General features: G+C 68.2%; 16 protein-coding genes. 9 read left to right on the top strand and 7 right to left on the bottom strand.

Features of this window, described 5'->3' with window-relative positions; all coding sequences use genetic code 11:
• Positions 1-27: 27 nt before the first annotated feature.
• The gene (locus CAL25_RS11025; protein ID WP_094799999.1) at positions 28-5,967 is read left to right on the top strand and encodes an AIDA repeat-containing protein; all 5,940 of its coding nucleotides are present in this window, start codon (positions 28-30) and stop codon (positions 5,965-5,967) included.
• Positions 5,968-6,274: 307 nt separating this feature from the next.
• Here the strand turns inward: CAL25_RS11025 and CAL25_RS11020 are convergent, their stop codons facing one another.
• Together CAL25_RS11020 and CAL25_RS11015 are read right to left on the bottom strand one after the other, a co-directional pair.
• Entirely contained in the window at positions 6,275-7,897 is a 1,623-nt protein-coding gene (locus CAL25_RS11020) for an FAD-dependent oxidoreductase (protein ID WP_094799998.1), read from the bottom strand.
• Positions 7,897-9,408, bottom strand: coding sequence for a polyamine aminopropyltransferase (locus CAL25_RS11015; RefSeq protein ID WP_094799997.1), 1,512 nt, complete (start codon positions 9,406-9,408; stop codon positions 7,897-7,899). The genes CAL25_RS11020 and CAL25_RS11015 overlap by 1 nt, the downstream gene beginning before the upstream one ends.
• Before the next feature lie 73 nt (positions 9,409-9,481).
• Here CAL25_RS11015 and CAL25_RS11010 point away from each other — a divergent pair, with 73 nt between their 5' ends.
• The 7 genes from CAL25_RS11010 to CAL25_RS10985 all read left to right on the top strand — a co-directional run bounded on the left by CAL25_RS11010 (position 9,482) and on the right by CAL25_RS10985 (position 14,870).
• The gene (locus CAL25_RS11010; RefSeq protein WP_094799996.1) at positions 9,482-9,868 is read left to right on the top strand and encodes a DUF350 domain-containing protein; all 387 of its coding nucleotides are present in this window, start codon (positions 9,482-9,484) and stop codon (positions 9,866-9,868) included.
• A 37-nt stretch (positions 9,869-9,905) separates the two neighbouring features.
• A complete protein-coding gene (locus tag CAL25_RS11005; RefSeq protein WP_094799995.1) occupies positions 9,906-10,964 on the top strand; it encodes an SPFH domain-containing protein in 1,059 nt (352 codons plus the stop codon).
• A gap of 16 nt (positions 10,965-10,980) precedes the next feature.
• Positions 10,981-12,429 (top strand): DUF4178 domain-containing protein, encoded by a 1,449-nt coding sequence (locus tag CAL25_RS11000; RefSeq protein ID WP_094799994.1) that lies wholly within the window; start codon positions 10,981-10,983, stop codon positions 12,427-12,429.
• A gap of 1 nt (position 12,430) precedes the next feature.
• On the top strand, positions 12,431-12,568 hold the full coding sequence (locus tag CAL25_RS24220) for a hypothetical protein (protein WP_170948462.1): 138 nt from the start codon (positions 12,431-12,433) through the stop codon (positions 12,566-12,568).
• Positions 12,565-12,975 (top strand): adenosylmethionine decarboxylase, encoded by a 411-nt coding sequence (speD, locus tag CAL25_RS10995; protein WP_094799993.1) that lies wholly within the window; start codon positions 12,565-12,567, stop codon positions 12,973-12,975. Before CAL25_RS24220 ends, speD begins: the two co-directional genes overlap by 4 nt.
• 142 nt (positions 12,976-13,117) lie before the next feature.
• Positions 13,118-13,996 (top strand): FxLYD domain-containing protein, encoded by an 879-nt coding sequence (locus CAL25_RS10990; protein WP_094799992.1) that lies wholly within the window; start codon positions 13,118-13,120, stop codon positions 13,994-13,996.
• The gene (locus CAL25_RS10985; protein ID WP_094799991.1) at positions 13,986-14,870 is read left to right on the top strand and encodes an FxLYD domain-containing protein; all 885 of its coding nucleotides are present in this window, start codon (positions 13,986-13,988) and stop codon (positions 14,868-14,870) included. Before CAL25_RS10990 ends, CAL25_RS10985 begins: the two co-directional genes overlap by 11 nt.
• Before the next feature lie 92 nt (positions 14,871-14,962).
• Here the strand turns inward: CAL25_RS10985 and CAL25_RS10980 are convergent, their stop codons facing one another.
• Entirely contained in the window at positions 14,963-15,406 is a 444-nt protein-coding gene (locus CAL25_RS10980; RefSeq protein WP_212590897.1) for a hypothetical protein, read from the bottom strand.
• On the bottom strand, positions 15,403-15,870 hold the full coding sequence (locus CAL25_RS10975) for an Lrp/AsnC family transcriptional regulator (RefSeq protein WP_094799990.1): 468 nt from the start codon (positions 15,868-15,870) through the stop codon (positions 15,403-15,405). Before CAL25_RS10975 ends, CAL25_RS10980 begins: the two co-directional genes overlap by 4 nt.
• A 156-nt stretch (positions 15,871-16,026) precedes the next feature.
• Here CAL25_RS10975 and CAL25_RS10970 point away from each other — a divergent pair, with 156 nt between their 5' ends.
• Positions 16,027-16,722: a glutathione S-transferase family protein gene (locus CAL25_RS10970; protein WP_094799989.1), complete on the top strand. Its 696-nt coding sequence runs from the start codon at positions 16,027-16,029 to the stop codon at positions 16,720-16,722.
• Between the two features lie 157 nt (positions 16,723-16,879).
• On the opposite strand, the gene CAL25_RS10965 is transcribed toward CAL25_RS10970, so the two are convergent.
• The 3 genes from CAL25_RS10965 to CAL25_RS24545 form a co-directional block, all read right to left on the bottom strand.
• A complete protein-coding gene (locus tag CAL25_RS10965; RefSeq protein ID WP_094799988.1) occupies positions 16,880-17,992 on the bottom strand; it encodes an S-(hydroxymethyl)glutathione dehydrogenase/class III alcohol dehydrogenase in 1,113 nt (370 codons plus the stop codon).
• Between the two features lie 58 nt (positions 17,993-18,050).
• Positions 18,051-18,326, bottom strand: coding sequence for a formaldehyde-responsive transcriptional repressor FrmR (gene frmR, locus CAL25_RS10960; protein ID WP_094799987.1), 276 nt, complete (start codon positions 18,324-18,326; stop codon positions 18,051-18,053).
• Between the two features lie 108 nt (positions 18,327-18,434).
• Positions 18,435-19,004 (bottom strand): DUF6515 family protein, encoded by a 570-nt coding sequence (locus tag CAL25_RS24545; RefSeq protein WP_349290549.1) that lies wholly within the window; start codon positions 19,002-19,004, stop codon positions 18,435-18,437.
• Positions 19,005-19,163: the final 159 nt, after the last annotated feature.

Genomic DNA, 19,163 nt, shown 5'->3' with positions numbered 1-19,163 from the left:
CCGACAATCCATCCGCAAAAGAAAACTATGGGCTTGAATCGAATTTATCGCGTCATCTGGAGTGTGGTGCGAGGAGCATGGGTCGTCATCAGTGAAAACGGCCCACGGCGAGGCAAGGCATCGAAGTCGGTGCGCACGGCTTCCAGCGTCGTCGGCGTGGCGCTCGGGCTGACGCTTCAGGCCGCGGCCCTCGCGCAGGACAGAACCGTGTCCGCGGGATCGACGGTGTCCGGAAGCGTCGTGTCAACGGGTGGGCAGACCGTGTTCGGCACCGCCAACAACACAACGCTGCGCGACGCCGGCAGCCAGGTCGTGTCCTCCGGAGGCCAGGCGAACGATACGCAGATTTCCTCGGGCGGCCGGCAGACCGTCAGCAGGGGCGGCACGGCCACGTCCACCACCGTCAGCGCCGGCGGCATCCAGACGGTCGAGCGCGACGGTCAGGTCAGCAACACGCAAATCTCATCGGGCGGTCAAGAGCGCGTATATACCGGCGGTACGGCCACCTCCACGACCATCAACAGTGGTGGGAGCCAAGGAGTTTACGGCCGCGCCGACAACACGCGGGTGTCGTCGGGTGGCGCGCAGTCCGTTGAAGACGCCGGTAGCGCCACCTCCACCATTGTCCGCGATGGCGGGGTTCAAACGGTGCGTGGCGCGGGTCAGGCCACCGACACGCACGTGTCGTCGGGCGGTCAGCAATTGGTTCGCGCCAGCGCTACGGTGAGCAACACGACCGTGTCCACGGGTGGCCAGCAAGTCGTGTCGTCTGGCGGCAGGGCCGTTTCCACCACGGTGAGCAGCGGCGGTAGCCAGGGCATACAGGGGGACGGCGCGGCGAGCAACACGCAAGTGTCTTCCGGCGGCAACCAGACGGTGTCATACGGTGGCCAGGCCACGTCCACGACCCTGAACGGCGGCAGCCAGGGTGTGCAGGGCGTTGCCACCAGCACGCAGGTTTCCTCGGGTGGCACGCAGACGGTGTCTTCAGGCGGCACCGCTACGTCGACGACTGTCACCAGTGGCGGCGTCCAGCAGATCGAGAGCGCCGGTCAGGCCAGCAACACGCAGCTGTCATCGGGTGGTGAGCAGTGGGTAAATGCCGGTGGCACGGCTACCTCGACAACCATCAATGGCGGTCTGCAAGATATAAGGGGTCGGGCCGTCGACGCGCATATATCGTCGGGCGGCTCCCAGCGAATATTGCACTTTGGTCAAGCAGTCAGTACGCGGGTGTCGTCGGGCGGCTCGCAGTTGGTATGGGCCGAAGGTCAGGCCAGCTACACGCAGGTGTCATCGGGTGGCGTGCAGGAGGTGCGGGACAACGGCGCGGTTGCCACCTCCACGACCGTCAGCAGTGGCGGTCGCCAAACCGTGCAGAACAGCGGCCAGGCGAACAACACGCAGGTGTCGTCGGGTGGCGTGCAGACTGTCTCGTCTGGCGGCACGGCGACCTCCACGATCGTCAGCGATGGCGGCAGGCAGGGCGTGCAGAGCGGGGGCCAGGCGAGCGGCACGCAGGTGTCATCCGGCGGCGTGCAAGCGGTGTCGTCCGGCGGTACCGCCACGTCCACGACCTTGAGCAATGGCGGCAGCCAGGGCGTGTCGGGCGGTGGCCAGGCCGATCAAACCCAGGTGTCCTCGGGCGGTAACCAGACGGTGTCGTCGGGCGGCACGGCGACATCCACTACGGTGGGCAATGGCGGTAGCCAAGGCGTGCAGGGCGGCGGCCGCGCCAGCGGCACGCAGGTGTCTTCGGGTGGCGTACAGACGGTGTCGTCCGGCGGTACGGCCACGTCCACGAACGTCAGCGGCGGCGGTGGCCAGGGCGTGGAGGGCGGCGGCCAGGCCATCAGCACGCAAGTGTCCTCGGGTGGTAGTCAATCCGTAGGGGCTGGCGGCACGGCCACGTCCACGACCGTCAGCAATGGCGGTAGTCAGGTGGTCCATGGTCAGGCCGACAACACGCTGGTGTTGTCGGGTGCCTCCCAGTCTGTTGGCAACAACGGTTCCGCCACCTCCACCGTTGTCCGCGATGGCGGTGTTCAAACGGTGACTGGCTTTGCCCAGGCCGACGACACGCACGTGTCGTCGGGCGGCAGCCAGTCGGTCCGGGCCAGCGCACGGGTAAACAACACGCAAGTGTCCACGGGCGGCGTACAAACCGTGTCGTCTGGCGGCAGGGCCACGTCCACCACGGTGAGTAGCGGTGGTAGCCAAGGCATACAGGCCGATGGTCACGCCATCGGCACGCAGGTGTCTTCCGGCGGCGTTCAGACCGTCTCATCCGGCGGCGGCGCCGCGTCCACGACGGTGAGCGACGGCGGCAGCCAAGGCGTGCAGAGCGGCGGCGCGGCGAACGATACGCAAGTGTCTTCCGGCGGCAACCAAACAGTGTCATCCGGTGGCCAGGCCACGTCCACGTCCGTGAAGCAGGGCGGCAGCCAGGGCGTGCAGGGCGGCGGCGCGACTAGCGACACGCAAGTGTCTTCCGGCGGTGTTCAGACGGTCTCGTCCGGCGGCCTGACCACGTCCACGGCGGTGAGCAACGGCGGCAGCCAGGGTGTGCAGAGCGGCGGCGTGGCGAGCAATACGCAGGTGTCCTCCGGCGGCACTCAGACAGTGTCGTCTGGTGGCACGGCGACGACAACGGTTGTCAACAGTGGCGGTAGCCAGAGCGTTCAGAGGGGCGGCGTGGCGAGCAATACGCAGGTGTCCTCCGGGGGTAATCAGACGGTGTCGTCCGGTGGCTTGACGACGTCAAACCTGATCGGCGGCGGTAGCCAAGGGGTCCAGGGCGGAGGCACGACCAGCGACACGTGGGTGTTCCAGAACGGTGTTCAAACGGTCTCGTCCGGCGGCACGGCCACGTCCACGGCGTTGATCGGCGGCGGCAGCCAAGGGGTGCAGAGCGGCGGTCAGGCGATCGCCACGCAGGTGTCTTCCGGCGGTAGTCAAACCGTTTCTTCGGGTGGCACGGCCACGTCCACGACCGTCACCGTTGGCGGCCGGCAGAGCGTGCAGAGTGGCGGTCAGGCGATCCACACGCATCTCTCGTCCGGTGGGCGTCAGAACGTCGGGTCCAGCGGTACGGCCACATCCACCACCCTCAGCAACGGCGGTCATCAGGACGTGGAGGAAGGCGGTCAGGCGATCGATACACAAGTGTCCTCGGGAGGGAGCCAGGCGGTGTCGTCCGGCGGCACGACCACCTCCACGACGGTCAGCAGTGGCGGTAAACAAACCGTCAACGGCCAAGCCAACAACACCCAGGTTTCGTCGGGTGGCTCGCAGTCCGTGGAGACCGACGGTCGCGCCACCTCCACCGTGCTCAGCGATGGCGGCGTGCAAACGGTCTTCAACTCGGGCCAGGCCGTCGACACGCAGGTGTCATCGGGCGGCAAGCAGACGGTCTCGGAAGGCGGTCAGGCCATCGATACGCACGTGTCCTCGGGTGGCGAGCAGACGGTGTCGTCGGGCGGCTCGGCCACGTCCACGATCGTCAGCAGCGGTGGCAGCCAGCATGTGCTTGATGGCGGCCAGGTCAGCGGTACGCAGGTGTCTTCCGGCGGCAATCAAACGGTATCGTCGGGCGGCAAGGCCACATCGGCTAACCTGAGCGACGGCGGCCGTCAGGTCGTGGAAAGCGGTGGTCTGGCGTCCGGCGCGCACGTGTCTTCGGGCGGTCTGCAAACCGTGTCGTCCGGCGGTTCCGCCAACGCCACGGTCGTGAGTATGGGCGGTAGCGCGGCGGTGCATGGCAGCGTCTCCGGCACGGAAATCCAGTCCGGCGGTGTTCAGTCGATCTCCGCGGGGGGTACGGCGACGGCCACGACGGTGTCCTCGGGCGGGTCGAACCTGGTGTCGTCGGGCGGTCGAGCCGACAGCTCGCAGATCCATCAGGGCGGCGTGCAGTATGTGTCGTCGGGCGGCAGCGCCTACGACACCGATGTCTACGACGGTGGCCGAGAGGAAATCCTGTCGGGCGGTTATGGGCCGCGCGCCACGATCCATTCGGGCGGCGTGCAGCGCGTGCACTCGGGCGGCCTCGACGAAGACAGCAAGATCCTCGCGGGCGGCCTGCAGCAGGTCGAAGGCCGGGTGAGCAACACCACGGTGCAGGGCCTGCAGCAGGTGTCGTCGGGCGGTCGTGCCGAGGCGAACACCGTCTCGAGTGGCGGCGTGGTCGACGCGCAGCCGGGTTCCGAGCTGGTGGACACCGTGCTGGCCGGCGGCGGCAGTGTGCAGGCGCAAGGCACCGTGCTGGCACAAAAGGCTTCGGCCGCGATCCAGGTGCAGGGCGACGCCAACACCGTCACACTGCGCGGCGCCACGCTGGCCGGTGATATCGACGTGGGCGGATCCGGCAACACCCTGATGCTGGAGTCCGAGACGCAGCTGGGCGAGTCCGTGCTGCGCGACACCACCAATGCCAACCAACTGACCGTGGGCGAGAAGCAGAAGCTGACTGCCTCCACGTCGGGCGGCGCGGGTGTGACCGCGGTGCAGGGCTGGAACAGGATCACGGCCGGCAGCGGCGGCGAGGTCGAACTCGGCGGGGATCTGGCGCTGCAAGGCAATGCGTCCACGTTCACGGTGGCAAGCGGCGGTCTGCTGGGTCTGATGCCGTCGTTGCGTGCCGCCGGGTTGAAGGCCGATACCCTCACCAACGATGGCACGCTGCGCATCGGCGCGGACCAGACCCTGAAGGTCGCCGGCAACTACGTGCAGACCGCCAACGGCGTGCTGGACCTGGCCATGGTGGGCACCGCCGCGGGTCAGTACGGCGTGCTGGATGTGAGCCAATCGGCCACACTCGCGGCCGGCGCGGCCCTGAAGCTGAATCCGTCGACGGCGCCGCTCAAGCCGGGTGAGCGCTACAGCGGCTTCCTGCGCGCACACGGTGGGCTGAACGGCACCTACGGCGGTGGCTCGTATCGTGGCGTGAACTACTACATCGAGCGCAACGGCAATCAGCTCGATCTGGTCGTCACCGCGGCAAGCGGCCCGACGCTGTCGACGCCGCTCTTCGGCGGCAACTTCGCGCAGATGTCGCTCGAGCAGGCCCAGGCCAGCATGAGCGTGGTGCGCGATCGCATGAGCCGCATGTCGGGCCCCGCGTATCTGGGCACCAACGCTGCCAACACGGTTTGGATGACGCCCTACGGCGGCTGGTCCACCGGCTCGCAAGGCGCCGCCACGCCGGGCTTCGATCGCAAGGTCGGGGGCCTGGCGGTGGGCACCGACCGGGCGCTTGGCGACAAGACCCGGGTCGGCGCGGCGCTGCTGGTGCAGGGCGCATCGACCAAGGGCCGCGACAGCGCGACGGAAGATCGGGCCAGTGGCGCGAGCTATCAGCTCGCCGGCTACGCAAGCCACGACCTGGGCACGCTGGGCCGGATGTCGGTGATCGGCAAGGTGGGCCTGGACCGCAACAGCGCAAGCCGGCGCGACACGATCGGCGACGAGGCGCATGCCAAGTCGAACCCGAACGGGCGCACGGCCGTGCTGTCGCTGAACTACGAACGCGATCACCTGCTGGGCAAGCACACGGTCACGCCGTGGCTGGCGCTCGAGTATGGCCGCGCGGGCGTGGGTGCGTATCAGGAACGCGGCGCGGGATGGTCCAACCTGAGCGTAGGCAAGCAGGATGCGCAGGCACTGACGCCGCTCGTGGGGCTGAAGTATCGCTACGAGCTTGCGGACGATCAGCGCGTCACGGCCTACGGCGGCGTGGGCTACGACTTCCTGGCCAAGAAGCCCGAGCTCGACGCCAGGGACGCAGCCGGCGCCTCCTTCTCGGTAAACGGTGCGCAGCCGGGCAGGGTGGTCACGCGCTTCGGCCTGGGCTACGAGATGCAAGGGCCGGGCGCCTCGCAGATCCGCATCAGCCAGGACTACGCGGGCAAGTCGGACCGTGGAGATTACTCGCTCAACCTGAACGTGGCGATCCCGCTGAGCAAGTAGTCGAGGGCACGCAGGCCTCCCTGATGTCGGGGAGGCCCGCTAGTCTGTGGCGAGGCCTCCTCATTTTTGGGGAGGCCTCGTTCTTTTGGAGAGGTCTGCCTGTTTTGGAGAGGTCTGCCTGTTTTGGGGAGAGCGTGCTTGTAGAGAGACTGATCGCGTCGAGCAGAACCGTCCACCAGCCGCGCCTGTCGGGCCGTCGCGCGCCGGCCAGGCCATGCGGATCGGATTGCGGTTGTGGGGCTAGTCGGAGGGCCTTCGGGCTACGCCCGCGTCTGTGCGGTTGGCCCGGCGACGGCGAATGCCCGGATCAGCTCAGCAATCGCTGCGCGGCCGCGACACCCCACCACGCAGCTTCCTCGAACACCGAGTAGCCCGACAGATCGGCATGGGCGAACAGCACCGTGCCGTCCACGTCGCGTAGCGCCGCCAGCCCCGGGTTCGACAGATAACCCGGCACCGGGATGGCCATGGCGTGGCCGCGCGCGGTGATCTCCAGGGATTCGACCTCGCGCCACAGATCGTCGCCGTAGGCGGTGAGCAGGTCGGCGGCGGCCGCGTCGCGCAGCGCGTCGGGATCGGCCTCGAGCAGCCATTGCCGCGCCTGCGTGGGCCCGAGACGCGACAACGCCTGGTAGGCCGTGAACACCGTGCGCGGCGATGGGGCGACCCGCAGCAGCTGATGGGTGGACACGACGTAGCCCAGCGCGTGCCCGCGATACACCACGTTGTCCCAGGCGAGGGATTCGCCCGGCTGCTCGGCCGGGTAGCCCTTCATGATGAAGTTCGATACCAGCCAGGCCGCGTGCGGGCTGGCGTGCGCATGCGCGTCGTAGCCCCACTCGCGCAGATCGGGCAACACGCGTGCCGCCACCGCGAGCGGCATGGCGCACACCACGCGGCGGGCCGCGATCTCGCTGGCGCCACCATCGGCCACACAATGCACGCGCGCGCCCGGGGCCGTGAGCTGGACCCGCGCGGCCAGGCCGTCGACCAGCCAATCGGCATGGCCGAGGCGGGCGGTGATGGCCTCGCGCAGGTGGTGCACCAGCGGGCCGAGCCCGCCCGGCCAGGTCAGTACCGCGCCGCCCGCGGCGTTGGCGGCGTGGCCGTCGCGGCTGGCAAAGTAATGCAGTCCGGCCCAAGCCGAGACGGTGTCGGTGCCCGCGCCGTAGTCGTCGCGGCAGCAGTAGTCGAGGTACCAGCGCAGCGCGGGCGAGCGGTAGCCCTCGCGATCGAGCCAGTCATCGAAGCGCAGCGTGTCGAGCGCGCGCCAGGCGGGATCCGTTGAGGACGCAACCAGCGGCACCGCGAAGAGGCGGCGGCCGTCGTTGCCGCGCGTGGTCCGCAGGCGCTCGACCAGCGCCTCGAAGCGGTGATGCTCGGCCAGATCCTCGGGCGGCAGGCCGGTCATGGGCAGCAGCGCGTCTTCCCAGCGGCCATCTCGCAGCAGGCGCTCTTGTGGCGAGTGCACCAGCACGCGCTCGTCGTAATAGGGGCTCGCGCCCTGAGCGTCGCGCTCGATCAGCCTGAAATCGGCCAGCATCTCGCGCACATGGGTGGATTCGCGCGAGGGCAGGGGCAGGTAGTGGGCGCCGCGCGGATAGGCGAGGCCGTTGCGTTCGCCCGCGTTGGCATTGCCGCCGAACTCCGGCCCGGCCACCACCACGAAGTCGCGCCGGCCTTCGCGCGCCAGCTTCCAGGCGCAGGCGAGCCCCGCCACGCCGGCGCCCAGAATGGCGACCCTGGTGTCGCGCGTGCCGCTTGCGGCCGGCAGCGGCGCGCCATCGCGCAGCGCGTGGCCGGCCTCCATGCCGGGATAGCGCAGCTCGAACTGGGCGCGTAATACCCGGCGCTGGTGCCAGCCCAGCGCACCGCCCAGGCCCACGGTGGCCGTCCACGCCGCACCCAGCAACAACGTGCGGCGCTGCATCAGCGGATGACCTTGCGCCAGTCTTCGTCGAAGTAGCGCACCAGCGATTGCTCGTTGAGCCGGTTGGGCGGCATGGCGAGGCGCGGCATGTCGGCCGGGAAGTGGAACAGCTCGCGGGTGGTGGTGGGGTCGAGATAGCGCGTGGCCACGGGCAGACGCTCGGGCACCGTGTAATCGTCGCGTTTGCCGGCCAGGATGAAGCCCCAATCACCGAACGAGGGCACGTAGGCGTGATACGGCCAGGTGTGCAGACCCGCTTCTTTCAGGGTGGCGTCGATGCTCCAGAACGAGCGCGGCGCAAAGTAGGGCGAGGTGGACTGCACCACCATATAGCCTTTCTCGGCCAGGTGACGTGTCATCAGGTGGTAGACCGGCACCGAGTACAGCCGGCCCAGGCCGAAGTTCGACGGATCCGGAAAATCGACCACGATGAAGTCGTAGATGTCGTTGTGCTCTTCGAGCCAGCGGCCGGCGTCGGTGTTGATCACCGTGACCCGCGGATCTTTCAGCGCGCCCTGGTTCAGGGCCACCAGCGGCTCCGAGCGGGAAAACAAGCCCGTCATGGACGGGTCGAGGTCGACCAGGGTGACGTGCTCGATGCCGGGGTATTTGAGCACCTCGCGCAGCGCGAGGCCGTCGCCGCCGCCCAGGATCAGGACACGGCGCGCCCAGGGCAGGGCGGCCAGACCCGGATGCACGAGCGACTCGTGATAGCGATGTTCGTCACGAGACGAAAACTGCAGGTTGCCGTTGATGTAGAGCCGCATGTCGTCGTGCCAGCGCGTGACCACCAGGCGCTGGTAGGGCGTGGTCTCGGCGTGGATCACGTCATCGCCGTACAGGCCTTTTTCGGCCCAGGTCGTCATGTGGCCGGAGTAGAGCAGGCCCAGACCGAGCAGGCCCAGCACGATGCTGGCGCGCAGCGCACGCGTGCCCGGGCGGCGCACCTCGCTGCGGAACAGCCAGGTGGTCCAGAGCGCCACGCCGGCATTGAGCATGCCGAACAGGAACGAGGTGCGCAGCAAACCCAGGCGCGGTGCGAGCAGCAGCGGAAACACCAGCGAGACGGCCAGTGCGCCGAGATAATCGAAGGTGAGGACGCGGCTGACGATGTCGCGGAACTCGGCCTTGCGCTGGTTGAAGACCCGCATCACGAGCGGAATCTCCATGCCCACCATCAGGCCGATCAGGAACACCCCCGCATAGAGCGCGGTGCGAAACGGCGCCGCCATCCAGGCATACACGATGAAGAGCGCCGCGGCGGAGACCCCGCCGATCAAGGCGACCAGCAGCTCCACGTCGATGAAGCGCTCGAGCACCTGATCCTCGGGAATATACTTGGACAGCCAGGACCCTACGCCCATGGCGAACAGGTAGCAGCCGATGACGGACGAGAACTGCAGGATCGAGTCGCCCAGCAGATAGCTGGCCAGCGCGCTGCTGACGAGCTCGTAGCCCAGGCCGCACGAGGCGACGATCAATACCGAAAGAATAAGAACGCGGTCGCGCATGGGGGTGTCCGTGACAAGTGGCCGCAGTATATCGAACGAGGCGATATACTTCGGCGACTCTTTGGGGAGAACTATGCATCCTGCATTGGCATACCTGCTCTACATCGTGACCGGCCTGCTCATGCTGGGCCTCTTCAGCGTCATCTACACGGCGGTCACCCGACATAAAGAGTTCGACCTCATCCGCGAGGGCAACCTGGCCGCGGCGCTGTCCTTTGCCGGAGCGCTGATCGGCTTCAGCTTCACGGTGGGCGTGGGCATCGCGGTGCACGCCACCTTCACGATGTTCCTGGTCTGGGGCGTGGCCGCCATGGCCGTGCAGATCGTGGTCTATGCCGGCCTGAGCTTCTGCGTGCGCGGCATGAACCAGGCCATCGAAGAAAACAATCTCGCCATGGGCGCACTGCTCGGCGCCAGCTCGCTGGCCGCCGGGGTGGTCAATGCGGGCTGCCTGACCTGAACCGCCTCACTCGAGCGCAACACGCAGGAGAATCGACATGAGTCTGGGCTCTTTCATTCGCAAGCAATTTATCGACATCCTTCAATGGAATGAGGATCGCGAGGGCGTACTCGCCTGGCGCCATCCCATGGAGGATTTCGAAATCCAGTATGGCGCCAGCCTGACCGTGCGCGAGTCGCAGATGGCGGTGTTCGTGAACGAAGGCAAGGTGGCCGATGTGTTCGGCCCCGGCATGTACAAGCTCACGACCCAGACCCTGCCGGTGCTCACGTACCTGAAGAACTGGGACAAGCTGTTCGAGTCGCCCTTCAAGTCGGATGTGATCTTCTTCAGCACCCGGCTGCAGCTCGGCCGGCGCTGGGGCACGGCGCAGCCGATCACGGTGCGCGACGCCGAGTTCGGCATGGTGCGCGTGCGCGCGTTCGGCGTGTACTCGTATCAGATCGCCGATCCGGGCCTGTTCTATCGCGAGATCAGCGGCACGCGCGACGTCTACACCGTGGACGATCTCGAGGCGCAACTGCGCAACATGGTCGTGGCCGCCATGACCACGGCGCTGGGCAGCTCCGGCGTGCCGTTCATCGACATGGCCGCCAATCAAGGGCAGATGTCCGAGCGCATCGCGGCGTCGCTGGCGCCGCTGTTCGAGCGCTATGGCGTCAAGCTCGACAACTTCACCGTCGAAAACGTCTCCCTGCCCGAGGAGCTTCAAAAGGCGCTGGACACGCGGATCTCGATCGGCATGTCGGGCGACCTGGGCAAGCTGACGCAGTACCAGACCGCCAGCTCCATCCCGCTGGCCGCGCAGAACGAGGGCGGCATCGCCGGCATCGGCGCCGGTCTGGCCGCGGGCGCCGCGCTCGGCCATACGATGGCGCAGGGCCTGGGGCAGGCCGTTGCGCCTGCAACCATGCCCGCCAATCCGGCGGCAGCGCCGGCCGCGGGCGCGGCCGCAGGCGCCGCCGCGGGTGCCGCGACGCAGGCCGATCCGGTACAGCGTCTGCAGCAGCTCAAGGCGCTGGCCGATCAGAATCTGATCACGGCGGCCGAGTACGACGCGGCCAAGGCCGAGATCCTGAAAAAGCTCACGAGCTGAGGCGGCGGACGACCCGATGCAGCAGGTTCTGTGTCCGCAGTGTGGCGCGCCGGTCAGCTTTCTGTCGGCCGCGTCCGTCATGGCCGTGTGCGGGGCCTGCCGCAGCACGCTGCTCAAAGATGCCGACAGCGTGCGGCGCATCGGCGAGGTCGGCGAGCTGCTCGAAGACTACAGCCCGCTGTGCCTCGGCGCGGCGGGGTCGTTCGAGCGCCGCCGCTTCACGATCGTGGGGCGCATTCAGCTGCGCTACGAGGCCGGCTTCTGGAACGAGTGGTATCTCTGGTTCGACGACGGCAACGACGGCTGGCTGTCGGATGCCAGCGGTCAGTATGCGATCACGCATCAACGCCGCGCCCAGATGCGCCAGCCCGTGCCCGCGTTCGACGCGATCGCGCCGGGCTCCGAGTTCAAGCTCGATGGCCAGCGCTTCGTGGCGGCGGATATCCGCACCTGCCACGCGACCTCGGCCGAAGGCGAGCTGCCGTTCGCGTTCGCCGGCGGCTGGCAGGCCAAGGTGGCCGACTTCCGCAGTATCGACGCCTTCCTGACGCTGGATTATTCCGACGGGCCGGCCGTGATCTACGTGGGCAAGGCCTACGATCTGAAGCTCATGGATCGCGCCACGCTCAAGACGCGCGATCAGGTGCTGGAGCGCGCCAGCCGTGTGCGTGGCGCCGTCACGGCCCTGGCCTGCCCGAACTGCGGCGGTCCGATCAGCATCGTGACAGCGATGGCGACCCAAGTGGTGTGCCCGAGCTGCGGCTCCACCGTCGACTGCGCGGGCGACACGGCCTACGTGATCGCCCAGAAGAAGAGGGTCGACCGCATCGAGACCACGCTCAAGCTCGGGCAGACGGCCACCATCGACGGGGCCGACTACACGTTGATCGGCTTGCTCAAATGCACCGACCCCGACCCGGAAGACGGATCGTCCTGGGTCGAGTACCTGCTGTATTCGGTGGAGGCGGGCTTTCTGTGGCTGGTGGAGTCCGACGAGGGCTGGGACCGGGTGCGCGTGTGCGACACCTGGCCCGCGCACGCCGGCAAACACATGCGCTACAACAACGTGATCTACGGCAAGCGCTGGGACTACATCTCGCGCGTGGACGTCGCGCTGGGGGCCTTCAACTGGCGCGTCAGGGTCGGCGACCAGACCAAGATCACCGACTACCAGTCGAGCAAGGGCGCGGGTCTGTCGAGCGAACTCGCGGACAACGAACTGGGCTGGTCGGCAAGCCAGGGCGTGAGCGGCGCCGATCTCGCGAAGTGGTTCAAGCAACCGGAGCTGGCCAAGCTGTCCAGCGCCCGTTCCAAGAGCAAATGGAGTTACTCGTCGCTGGCCCTGCTGGCGTCGATCTTTCTGGTGCTGTCCAACGATAACGGCACGGGCAGCGCCATCGCAGGCCTGTTTTTCCTTTGGGCGCCTGCGCTCATCGCCGAAAAACTGAGCGGAGCCGGAGACTGACATGGGACGCTTCTTCTACACCGTCTATGCGGTCATCGTCATTATCATCTCGAACGGCGTGGGCTCTTCGGGTGGCGGCAGCACCTGGGGCACCAGCTCGAGCCACTCCGGCTGGTCTTCGAGCGGATCGCACAAATGAGCCTGGAACCCGACGCTCTGGCAGCCGGGCGGCCGGCGGCGGGCCGGCATCCGACGCGCGGCCATCATCTGCTGGCCGATCTGGACGGCATCGCCCCCGCGGTGCTGGCCGACGCGGCCCGGCTCGAGGCGGTGCTCATCGCCGCCGCGCGCGCGGCGGGCGCCCACGTGCTGGGCGCGCACTTCCATGGTTTCGACGACGGCACACCGGCCAACGCCGGCGCGGGCGTGACGGGCGTGGTGATCCTGAGCGAATCGCACATCAGCATCCACACCTGGCCCGAGGTGGGCTATGCGGCGCTCGACGTGTTCATGTGCGGCGCGGCCGACCCGCGCCTGGCGCTGGCGCACGTGCGCGAGGCGCTGGCCGTCGGCGACGCGCGGGTCACGCTGGTCGAACGCGGCTGAGCCGGACGCGGGCAGCGCCTCGTCATGCCTGGTAATAAATGGATGCGCTCGTACGCCTGATGCACGCCGGGCGCAGGGTATTCTTCCGTCCCTGTTCAGACTTCCGCACGGTGCGCCACCGCGTGCCGCTCCCGTACGTCCCATGGCGTCCAAGTCCACCACCATCAATACCGTCACGCTGACCTGCTCGGCGTGCGGCAGCAGCGCGTTCACCAAGATCGCGCTCAATGAGTACCGCTGCAATCACTGCCATGCGACCACGCTGGTGGAAGACGACGTGGCGCAGCGCCTCGAAAAAATCCTGCGCGGCATCCAGCAACCGGCCCAGCCGCAACGGCCGCACCCCGCCGTGCTGCTGACCATCGCGCTGGTCGTGGCGGCGATCTTTCTTGTGCCGCTGCTGATCGGATTGATGGGCCGCGACGTGGTGCCCGAGCCGCCGCCCCTCGAAACCGGGATCGACGCGAGCCTGGTGCGCCTGAGCGCCGCGCAGGACGTGAAGGTCAACGGCCGCTCGTATCTGCTGCTCACGGTGCGCAACGAAGCCGGGCAGAAAATCGATGCCCCGCGCGTGACGGCCACCTTCCGGCAGGGCGAGCTCACGCTGGGTTCGCGTTCCGATTCGCCGCTGGCGCGCACCTTGCAGCATGGCGAGTATTCGCCGGTGCTGATCATGCTGCCTTCGGACCCGTACGACGCGTACACCCTGTCGGTGGCCGAGCCGCGCGCGGCGCGCAAGGAGCAGATCGATGTGCGGACTAGCAAAGTGCAGTTGGTGCGCAACGACGGCAGCTATCGTCTGGTCGGGCTCGTCACCAACCACGCCAGCGGCGTCGCCGGCTCGATCCAGATCAGCGTCATGCTGTACGACGAGGATGGCCGCGTGATCGGTACGGGTAGCGGTTATGCCACGGCCAATCAGCTGGCGCCGCAGGCCAGCACGTCGTTCGATGTGCGTTGCGACATCTATCACGAGGCGCGCATCGCCTCCTATGACTACATGGTGCAGAGTGAAAACTGACCGCCGCGCCGCCAAGCCCGCCGTGCGCGTGATTGCGGGCATTCTCGGTCTGGCCCTGCTCGGAGGCGGGGCGTACGCCTGGTGGCGCACGCAGACGCCGCCGCCCGCCGTGGAAGCCGCGCCGGTGCCGACCGCGGCCGAAGCGCAACCGGAAGCACCGCGCACGCGCATCGTGCGCGTGGACCCAGCCAACGTGCGCGTGGTCGACGACCTGCGCCTGACCACCGCCGAGCTGCTGGACGATAACTTCGCGCTGTTCGACAGCAGCCAGCTCGTGCTCGACAACCCGCGCCGGATGGAGGACGAGATCGGCCGGGCGCTGCTGTTTGCCGAGGTGGTCAATCGCAGCGACGAGTACATCGCCGTGTCGCCGCAGTTGCGCGTGGCCGTGTTCGACGGCGCGCAACCGCTCAACCTGCGGCTCGACAGCGCGCTGCCGGCATTGCTCTATCCGGGCGAGCGCATCCCGGTGCAGTTCGTGGGCCGCGATTTCGCGCGCTTCACGGAGATCAAGACCGACTGGAAGCCCGCCCGGCGCGCGCCGCTGCCGGGCGCGCGTCCCGCGCTCGACGTGAGCGTGGACAAGACCGAAGCCGGCATCGGCACCGGCACGCTGAACTTCACCTACCGGTATCGATACAAGTACGTGACCGTGCAGGGCAGGGTGCGCAACACCGGCGACGCCCCGGTCGAGCAGGTGCGGGTGTGGATCGGGCTCTATGACGCGCAGGATCGACTCACCGGCACCCGTTCGGAAACGCTGCGCCTGCCCCGGCTCGCGCCGGGCGAGAGCGCGCCGTTCGAATACGACGTGAAGCAGTTCGGCGCCAATTTCACGCGGGTGTCGGTGCTGTACGACGTGCCGGCGCGCTAGGCTGCGCCAAGGCGCATGAGGCGCATGAGGCGCATCAGGCGCGTTCGTCGCGGCCTCGCCGCTGCGAAGCTCGTGTCACCCGCGCGAGCCCCTTATTGATTGGCGGCGCGTTCGATCACATCCACGACCTCGGCCACGCTGATCGTGAAGATCCCGGCCTTGCCGGCGTCGAAGGCTTCCTTCCAGACCTCGTATCCCTCGCGGTAGTCGGCCAGGATGTCGCGCCGGCCGACCAGCGTGGTCAGGCTCTTGCGCAGCGTTTCTTCGGACACCGGGAAGTGCGGCAGTTCGCGCGTCACGCCATCAGGCGCGTGGGGATTTTTCACCTGGACGTCGAGCACGCTGATGTGGATCATCTTGCCGAGCTTGGCGTGCGGCTCGATCAGATTGATCAGCACGCGCGACGCTTCTTCGCCCGGGCGCGTGTGGTAGTGCCAGAGCTGGCCCGCTTCGTAGGATTCGGCGGCGAGGCCCGGGGTGGCGGTGGTCGAGGTCATGAGAAACAGGCTCCAGGTGAGACGGCGGAACAGCGTCATGGCAGCGCGGCGGGCACACGCTGACCGCGCTTGAGCGTGTTGAGCGCCACGCGGGTGCGAAAGCGCCGGATGTTGGCATTGTGCGCAACCAGCTGTTGCATCAGCGTGTCGTAGTGCTCGACGTCGCGCGCGGTCACGACCAGCACGTAGTCGCCGTCGCCTGTCACGTACCAGGCTTCCTGGATCGCGGGCTCGGCCTCGATCCATTGCTTGAACGCGGCCATCAGCTCGGGCCTTTCGCGTTCGAGCTCCACGTCGACGATGAGCGTGAGTGGCCGCCCCAGCGCGCGCGCTTCGACCTGCGCGACGGTCGCGGTGATCACGCCGTCCGACCTGAGCCGCGCGATACGGCGCTGAACGGCCGATGCCGAGAGGCCGACGTCGGCGCCGATGCGTTCGGCGGGCAGCAGCGCGTCTTGCTGGAGCAGATCGAGAATGCGGCGGTCGAAATCGTCGAGGGTCATGGCGAAACTGGGCGGTGAGAGGAGGGCCGCGCGGTGGCGGTGGTTGGCGATGTCGATCTGCGTGTATGCCGCTCAATGCGCGGCTTGGCCGCACGGCGCGACAGTAGCATGGAAGCTTGCCCGGCGCCGCCGGCTCAGCCACGCTACGGAGACCGCATGTCCGCCGTTCTGTCCCACGACTCGTCCTCATCCTCCCCGCGGCCGGGGCTTTCCGAGGCCCCGCCGCTTGCCGGCTATACGCTGCTCTACCAGACGCATTCTCCCTACGCCCGCAAGGTGCTGGTGGCCGCGCACGAGCTCGGTCTGGCGGATCGCATCGGCGTGGTGCACCACGAAACCAGCCCGACACGGCGCAATCCCGACGTGCACGCGCTCAATCCGCTGGGCAAGGTGCCGGTGCTGCTCGGCCCCGCCGGTTTCGTGCTGTATGACTCGAACGTGATCTGCGAATACCTGGACGGCCTGCACGATGGCCCGACGCTGATCCCGCCGCCGGGCCCCGCTCGCTGGCGCGCTCTGCGGCTGCAGGCGCTGGCACAGGGCATGGCGGACGCCGGCATCGCGGTGCGCTGGGAGCAGGAGCGGCGCCCCGAAGCGCTGCGATGGGCCGTGATGCGCGAGGCGCAACGCGAGAAAATCGCCCAGGCGTGCGACGCCGCCGAGAGTGAGGTGTATGTGCAGGCGCGTCCCGATATCGGCGACGTGGCGCTTGCCACCTCGATCAGCTGGCTGCTGTTTCGGGATGTGCTGGACTGCCTTGCGGGCCGGCCCGCGCTGGCGCAGTGGTATGCATGGATGGCACAACGGCCGGGCATGCTGGCAACGCCGCTGGCCGGGCAGACCCACGACTAACGCGGCGGGGCAGGCGAATTCCGAGATCGCAATCGCATCGGGCAGCCGGATAGCGAGCCCGGATGGGCGTGCGCCCGAACGAAAACGGCCCGCCGTAGCGGGCCGTCGGGGCGAGCCGTGGTGTGCGCGCCTGAGCCCGCACGCGCCGGGCAGCGCGTTATGCGTAGTGCACCACGCTGCGGATCGACTTGCCGTCGTGCATCAGGTCGAATGCCTCGTTGATCTTTTCGAGATCCATCGTATGCGTGACGAACGGCTCGAGCTCGATCTTGCCCGCCATCGCGTCTTCGACCATGCCCGGCAGCTGGCTGCGGCCCTTGACGCCACCGAAGGCGGTGCCGAGCCAGCGGCGGCCGGTGACGAGCTGGAACGGACGGGTGGAAATCTCCTGGCCCGCGCCGGCCACGCCGATCACGACCGACTGACCCCAGCCGCGGTGCGCGCATTCGAGCGCGGCACGCATGACGTTTACGTTGCCGATGCACTCGAACGAGTGGTCCACGCCCCATTCGGTCATTTCGACGATCACTTGCTGGATGGGCTTGTCGTAGTCTTTGGGGTTGATGCAGTCGGTCGCGCCGAACACCTTGGCCAGGCCGAACTTCTCGGGGTTGGTGTCGACGGCGATGATGCGGCCGGCCTTGGCCTGGCGCGCACCCTGGATCACGGCCAGACCGATGCCGCCCAGACCGAACACCGCGACCGAGTCGCCTTCCTGGACCTTGGCGGTGTTGTGCACGGCGCCGATGCCGGTCGTGACGCCGCAGCCCAGCAGGCACACGTGTTCGGGGTTCGCGTCGGGGTTGATCTTGGCGAGCGAGACCTCGGCCACCACGGTGTATTCGCTGAACGTCGAGCAGCCCATGTAGTGATAGATGGGTTGGCCGTTGTACGAGAAGCGGGTGGTGCCGTCGGGCATCACGCCCTTGCCCTGGGTCGCGCGCACGGCCACGCACAGGTTGGTCTTGCCCGACTTGCAGAACAGGCACTCGCCGCACTCGGCGGTGTAGAGCGGAATGACGTGATCGCCGGGGCGCACGCTGGTTACGCCTTCGCCCACTTCGACGACGATGCCGGCGCCTTCGTGGCCCAGCACGACCGGGAACAGACCCTCGGGATCTTCACCCGACAGCGTGAAGGCGTCGGTGTGGCACACACCGGTGTGCGTGATCTTGATCAGGACTTCGCCCTTGCGGGGCGGTTCGACGTCGATCTCGACGATCTGCAGGGGCTGGCCTGCGGCAAAAGCGACTGCGGCGCGGGATTTCATGGGTGGAGCTCCGTAAAGATGGCCACGGCTGCCGGCAAGGCGGCCGCGGCGCGGTCGTTCATTTGAGATAGGCGCGGACCAGCCCGAGCAGATCCTGCACGCGCTCGTCGTGCTGAGCCTGCGAGACGGCCGGACTGCCGAGGTCTTCGCGGATATGCGACTCGAGCACTTCCGACATCAGCCCGTTGATCGCGCCGCGGATGGCCGCGATCTGCTGCAGGACCGGACCGCAATCGGCGCCGGCCTCGAGCGCACGCTCCAGCGCATCGCATTGGCCGCGGATGCGGCGCACGCGTGTCAGGACACGTTTTTTCTCTTCGGGTGAGTGGGGCATAAGGTGACGCTCGGGCGTTCTTGCATACAGGGGGGGAGTATACCCGATTCGGATCGAACATCGCTGGATCGCGGGACGAGCGCGTGCCGGCACCCGCCCCGGATCGGCCTAGCGCGGGGCCGCCACCACCTTGAACTGCACCGTGGTGCCGGCGTACACCGGCTGATACCAGGTCGACCCGCACTGCTGATAGGCGATGCCGTTGACCTGCACGCTGGTGCAGTTGGGCGGCAAGGACGCGACCAGCGCGCCGATCGCGAGCGTGGTGACCCCGACGGCGACGCCCACGGCCACGGGGTCGTACCAGCCCCCGCCCCAGTAGTACGGCGGCGGAGGGGGTGGATAGTACGGAGCGGGCGGGGGGCCAGGCGGACGGGGGCCCGGTCCGGGCGGCGGGCCGGGAGGCGGTGGTGCGGGTGGACCGGGGTGCGGGCCGGGGGGAGGGCCGGGCGGCGCAGGGTGAGGGCCCGGTCCTGGCCCTGGCCCTGGCCCGGGGTGCGGTCCCGGTCCCGGTCCCGGTCCCGGTCCCGGTCCCGGTGCGGGTCCGGGTTCGGGATGAGGGCCGGGGTGCGGGCCGGGGTGCGGTCCAGGATGGGGGCCGGGGTTGGGGCCGGGATCGGGCCCTGGGTTGGGACCGGGATGCGGTCCCGGATGGGGACCCGGCCCGGGCCCGGGCATCGGGCGCGGGCCGGGCGGTCCGCCGCCATCGAACGAAGGACGATGTCCGTTCGGCGCGGGCGAGAACCCGCCTTGCGGCGCACCGGCGCCAGCGTAGCGTCCGCCGCCCTGGAAGTGCGGCGGACCGCCGCCTTCGAAGTGGTGAAAGCCGCCAGGCCC

This window comes from Bordetella genomosp. 5, from assembly GCF_002261315.1.
GTDB lineage: Bacteria > Pseudomonadota > Gammaproteobacteria > Burkholderiales > Burkholderiaceae_B > Bordetella.
Note: the sequence above shows the minus strand (reverse complement) of the source record. Positions and strands in the feature narration are given on the sequence as shown.

Excerpts from the sequence above, each read along its gene's own strand:
- CAL25_RS11025 (WP_094799999.1), top strand. The coding sequence starts at position 28 with ATGGGCTTGAATCGAATTTATCGCGTCATCTGGAGTGTGGTGCGAGGA.
- CAL25_RS11020 (WP_094799998.1), bottom strand. The coding sequence starts at position 7,897 with ATGCAGCGCCGCACGTTGTTGCTGGGTGCGGCGTGGACGGCCACCGTG.
- CAL25_RS11015 (WP_094799997.1), bottom strand. The coding sequence starts at position 9,408 with ATGCGCGACCGCGTTCTTATTCTTTCGGTATTGATCGTCGCCTCGTGC.
- CAL25_RS11010 (WP_094799996.1), top strand. The coding sequence starts at position 9,482 with ATGCATCCTGCATTGGCATACCTGCTCTACATCGTGACCGGCCTGCTC.
- CAL25_RS11005 (WP_094799995.1), top strand. The coding sequence starts at position 9,906 with ATGAGTCTGGGCTCTTTCATTCGCAAGCAATTTATCGACATCCTTCAA.
- CAL25_RS11000 (WP_094799994.1), top strand. The coding sequence starts at position 10,981 with ATGCAGCAGGTTCTGTGTCCGCAGTGTGGCGCGCCGGTCAGCTTTCTG.
- CAL25_RS24220 (WP_170948462.1), top strand. The coding sequence starts at position 12,431 with ATGGGACGCTTCTTCTACACCGTCTATGCGGTCATCGTCATTATCATC.
- speD (WP_094799993.1), top strand. The coding sequence starts at position 12,565 with ATGAGCCTGGAACCCGACGCTCTGGCAGCCGGGCGGCCGGCGGCGGGC.
- CAL25_RS10990 (WP_094799992.1), top strand. The coding sequence starts at position 13,118 with ATGGCGTCCAAGTCCACCACCATCAATACCGTCACGCTGACCTGCTCG.
- CAL25_RS10980 (WP_212590897.1), bottom strand. The coding sequence starts at position 15,406 with ATGACGCTGTTCCGCCGTCTCACCTGGAGCCTGTTTCTCATGACCTCG.
- CAL25_RS10975 (WP_094799990.1), bottom strand. The coding sequence starts at position 15,870 with ATGACCCTCGACGATTTCGACCGCCGCATTCTCGATCTGCTCCAGCAA.
- CAL25_RS10970 (WP_094799989.1), top strand. The coding sequence starts at position 16,027 with ATGTCCGCCGTTCTGTCCCACGACTCGTCCTCATCCTCCCCGCGGCCG.
- CAL25_RS10965 (WP_094799988.1), bottom strand. The coding sequence starts at position 17,992 with ATGAAATCCCGCGCCGCAGTCGCTTTTGCCGCAGGCCAGCCCCTGCAG.
- frmR (WP_094799987.1), bottom strand. The coding sequence starts at position 18,326 with ATGCCCCACTCACCCGAAGAGAAAAAACGTGTCCTGACACGCGTGCGC.
- CAL25_RS24545 (WP_349290549.1), bottom strand. The coding sequence starts at position 19,004 with ATGCCCGGGCCCGGGCCGGGTCCCCATCCGGGACCGCATCCCGGTCCC.